Source organism: Alteribacillus sp. JSM 102045 (genome assembly GCF_041949975.1).
Classification (GTDB): Bacteria; Bacillota; Bacilli; order Bacillales; family Marinococcaceae; genus Alteribacillus.
Genome location: NZ_JBHFQG010000071.1, coordinates 1 through 3,734, shown reverse-complemented (window position 1 = coordinate 3,734; position 3,734 = coordinate 1). Strand labels below are relative to the sequence as shown.

Below are 3,734 nucleotides of genomic sequence, written 5' to 3'. Positions count from 1 at the left end.
CATCATTCATGACCTTTTGGGACAGCACCTTATTCCTTGTAAGTCTTTAGTGCTTCTTTTATATCTTGTTCCCCGCTCAACAGCTCAAATGTTTTTCCTTTTGCATTTTCTTCATCAAGCGACAGAACCATTACCTTCGCCACGTCTTCCCTTGATATGCTGCGATTTTCCCGGTTTTCTATTTTCTTCCTCATTTCTACTTTCCCCGAGCCTTTATGAAAAGTGAGAAGCCCTGGACGGACAATGGTGTAAGCGAGCCCGCTGGCGGCAAGATGCGCATCGGCGATGCCTTTCGCCTCCAGGTAATGCTTAATCGGTCCGTGCGGATGCTCTGCTCCAATGCCGCTTAGCATGATAAAATGTTTAACCTCCTGTACCCTTGAGGCATCAATTAATTTTTTTGCCCCTTCCTGATCAACAGAAATGGTTTTTTTCGGTCCTGTTTGTGAACCGGAGCCTGCTGCGAAAATGACCGCATCCATTTCTTCAGGTGCTTTTGCAACGTTTCCTTCCAGGTCCAAAACAACCACACCGGCTGCGCCAAGCTCTTTCATCTTTTCTGCTTGTGCCGCGTCTCTAATCATTGCATACGCCTCATGCTCACTGTGTTGACCAAGCATTTGCACTATTATTCTGCCAGTATGGCCATTGGCCCCTGCTACAAGTACTTTCATGCTGTCTCTCCTTTCTTTTCAAAATATAACTTTTAAAAATATTCCCTATTCTGTTTTGGCCAAACCATCAGAATTATCTTCATACAAGGGATGTCTTCGGTGATGTTTTCCGCCGGGCTTTCCAGGCCATTGAAATTTACGCTTGTGAGAGAAAATCGACAGCAGAATCGATGAAAAAACAAGCGCAATTCCTACACTTTGCCATGACGTCAACTGGTCATGAAACAAGGTCACTCCCACCATAATCGCCACAATCGGTTCAACCGTTGATAATATCGCAGCATGACTGGATTCTATATACTTCAGCCCCATGGTATATAACACGTAAGCTAAAATGGTGCTGACAAGAACACTTCCAAGAGCAAATCCCCATACCGGCAGCTCTGTAAAGGGCTCCCAGTTATTCACGATGCCACTGCTTGGAAATAAAACCACACTTCCGCAGAGCATGGAATAAGCCGTAATGGTAATCGAATGGTATTTGCGGCTCACGAATTTTCCGATGATGCTGTACAGAGCACAAAAGAAACCGGAGGCAAACCCAATGAACAGGCTTCCTTCTGTCAGGCCTCCGGCTCCCGCCGGCACTAATCCAGCGACGAGTGCGCAGCCTGTTAACGTTAACAGAATAGCAATGATTTTACTAATCGTTAACAACTCTTGAAAGATAAACCTGGAAAGAAGGGCAACGAATACGGGACTTGTGTATAAGAGAACAACGGCTACAGAAAGAGAGGACTGCTCCATAACGGTGAAGTAGCACCAGTTAAACAAGGCGATGCTGACTACCCCTAAACCAATAAAGTGAGGAAGATCACGAAGATGTATTTTGATAAGATACGGGCGGATAAAACAAAGAATCCCGAACATAATAAGCGTTGACAGTGTCATCCGGACCGTGACCACATCTCCAGAGGAGACAGTCCATACACGTATAACTTCTGAACGAACAGCCCTGTCAAACCCCAAAACGATGCTCCGGCAACAGTAATGCCGTACGCAGCAAATGGACGCATGCTCTCACCTTCTTTTCTTTAATCTCTTTGAAAGCGGTGTGCTGCTTTCAGAAAGCACCCGGGATATTAAAGCTATGCAGTTGTGAAATTAATGCTATTTTCTCACCTTTTCTTTCCCAAATCTATACATTTTTTCATTATATTAAAAAAGTTTTGACTTTCATTGACCTTTAGGACTTTTTATTTGATTTTGGCTAAACCATAGAATTAGAATAATACTACAATAAAATAGCATTACATTATCAAACCTTAATTGGAGGGTTAGTATGAGTCATAATTACACGAAACAATATATTAACGGAGAATGGAAAGACGGCAGCAGTGAGAAAACCATTGAAAATATAAATCCATACTCAGGAGAACGGCTGGGGACGATCCGTTCCGCCAATAAAAAAGATTTGGACGAGGCGTACGAAGCAGCCGGGAAAGCTCAGCCGGACTGGGAAGCTCTTACTCCTTCTGAAAAACGGGCGTATTTGCATAAGCTCGCAGAAGTGATCAAAAGCCGCAAGGATGAGATCACCTCATGGCTTGTAAAAGAAGCCGGAAGCACGATTGGAAAGGCGGAAGCCGAATTTCATGCAGCCCTGGATGTCACGCTGGAAGCCGCCTCGTTCCCATCGAGAATGGAGGGGAAAATCTTTCCTTCCAATATCCCTAATAAAGAAAATTATGTGTATCGTCGCCCGAAAGGCGTCGTCGGGGTCATCGGACCATGGAATTTCCCTTTCCATCTTTCCATGCGTTCTGTCGCCCCTGCTCTCGCCACCGGAAATACAGTGGTCGTGAAACCCGCTTCCGACACTCCTGTTACATCAGGCTTTTTAATTGCTTCGTTAATCGAGGAAGCTGAATTTCCAAAGGGTGTGTTCCATGTGGTCGCCGGAAGAGGATCAGAAATCGGTGATGATTTTGTGACCCATCCGGCGCCAAAAGTACTCTCCTTTACCGGTTCAACCGAGGTCGGAAGTCACCTCGCCGAACTTGCCGGCAAGCATTTAAAAGAAACGGCGCTTGAACTTGGCGGCAACAATGCTATGCTTGTCCTTGACGACGCTAATATTGATGAAGCAGTGGAAGCAGCAGCATTCGGAAAGTTCCTGCATCAGGGACAAATCTGCATGGCTTTGAACCGCATCCTCGTTCACGAAAGCGTGCACGATGAATTTGTCGATAAGTTTACAGCGAAAACGAAAAACCTTCAGGCTGGCGATCCTGCTGATGAAAAGACAGTTGTCGGTCCTCTCATCAACGAAGAACAGGTGGAACGTATTCAAAAGCAAGTTGAGGACAGTATCCAGGAGGGAGCCGTGCTGAAGCTCGGAGGCGAAACAAACGGCACTGTGATGGATCCGGTCATTTTAACGGAAGTTACAAATGAGATGCCGATCGCAAAGCGTGAAATTTTCGGCCCTGTAGCCACCATTATTAAAGTGAAAAGTGAAGAAGAAGCCATTCAAATCGCTAACGATTCTCCTTACGGGCTGAGCGGCTCTGTCTTCACTGAAGACCGCTTCCGCGGCATGCAAGTGGCGAAACAAATCAAAACAGGCATGATCCACATAAACGATCAGTCTGTAAATGACGAAGCGCATGTCGCTTTCGGCGGAGAGAAACATTCTGGACTCGGTCGTTTCGGGGGCGAATGGGCTATCGACAAATTTACAACCGTTCAATGGATAGGTGTCCAGGCCGGTTACCGGCAATATCCATTTTAACTAATCTCCAACTTTTTTCACTTAAGACTTGCGTCTTTGCGCAACTTGCTTTAAATTACTACTAAGTGAAAAGGGGGATTTGTTATGGAAAACAATAAAGAAGAACCGCTGTTTGAAAAAGCGAACTTCTCTTATATCAAAGCAAAGAATGCCGGGTAATCGCAGAATATGAAAGAACGGTCTGCGTAGGATACTTAGGCTACCCCTTTGCCGGAGAAGAAGAAGAATATCCTTATCCGCGCGTGATCCTGCTGAAAAATGAAGTGGAACGCCCGTCTTAACTTGTTATGACAAAAAGGGGCTGTCCCAAAAGGTCATGAATGATA

General features: G+C 45.4%; 3 protein-coding genes. 1 reads left to right on the top strand and 2 read right to left on the bottom strand.

What is annotated here, in order from left to right:
* Window positions 1-29: 29 nt before the first annotated feature.
* Window positions 30-674, bottom strand: coding sequence for an SDR family oxidoreductase (locus ACE1TI_RS21420; RefSeq protein WP_375009546.1), 645 nt, complete (start codon window positions 672-674; stop codon window positions 30-32).
* Window positions 675-719: 45 nt separating this feature from the next.
* The gene (locus ACE1TI_RS21415) at window positions 720-1,643 is read right to left on the bottom strand and encodes a DMT family transporter (protein ID WP_375009545.1); all 924 of its coding nucleotides are present in this window, start codon (window positions 1,641-1,643) and stop codon (window positions 720-722) included.
* 313 nt (window positions 1,644-1,956) lie between these two features.
* Between ACE1TI_RS21415 and ACE1TI_RS21410 the strand changes: the two genes are divergently transcribed.
* Window positions 1,957-3,408 (top strand): aldehyde dehydrogenase family protein, encoded by a 1,452-nt coding sequence (locus ACE1TI_RS21410; RefSeq protein ID WP_375009544.1) that lies wholly within the window; start codon window positions 1,957-1,959, stop codon window positions 3,406-3,408.
* The last annotated feature ends 326 nt before the right edge of the window (window positions 3,409-3,734 follow it).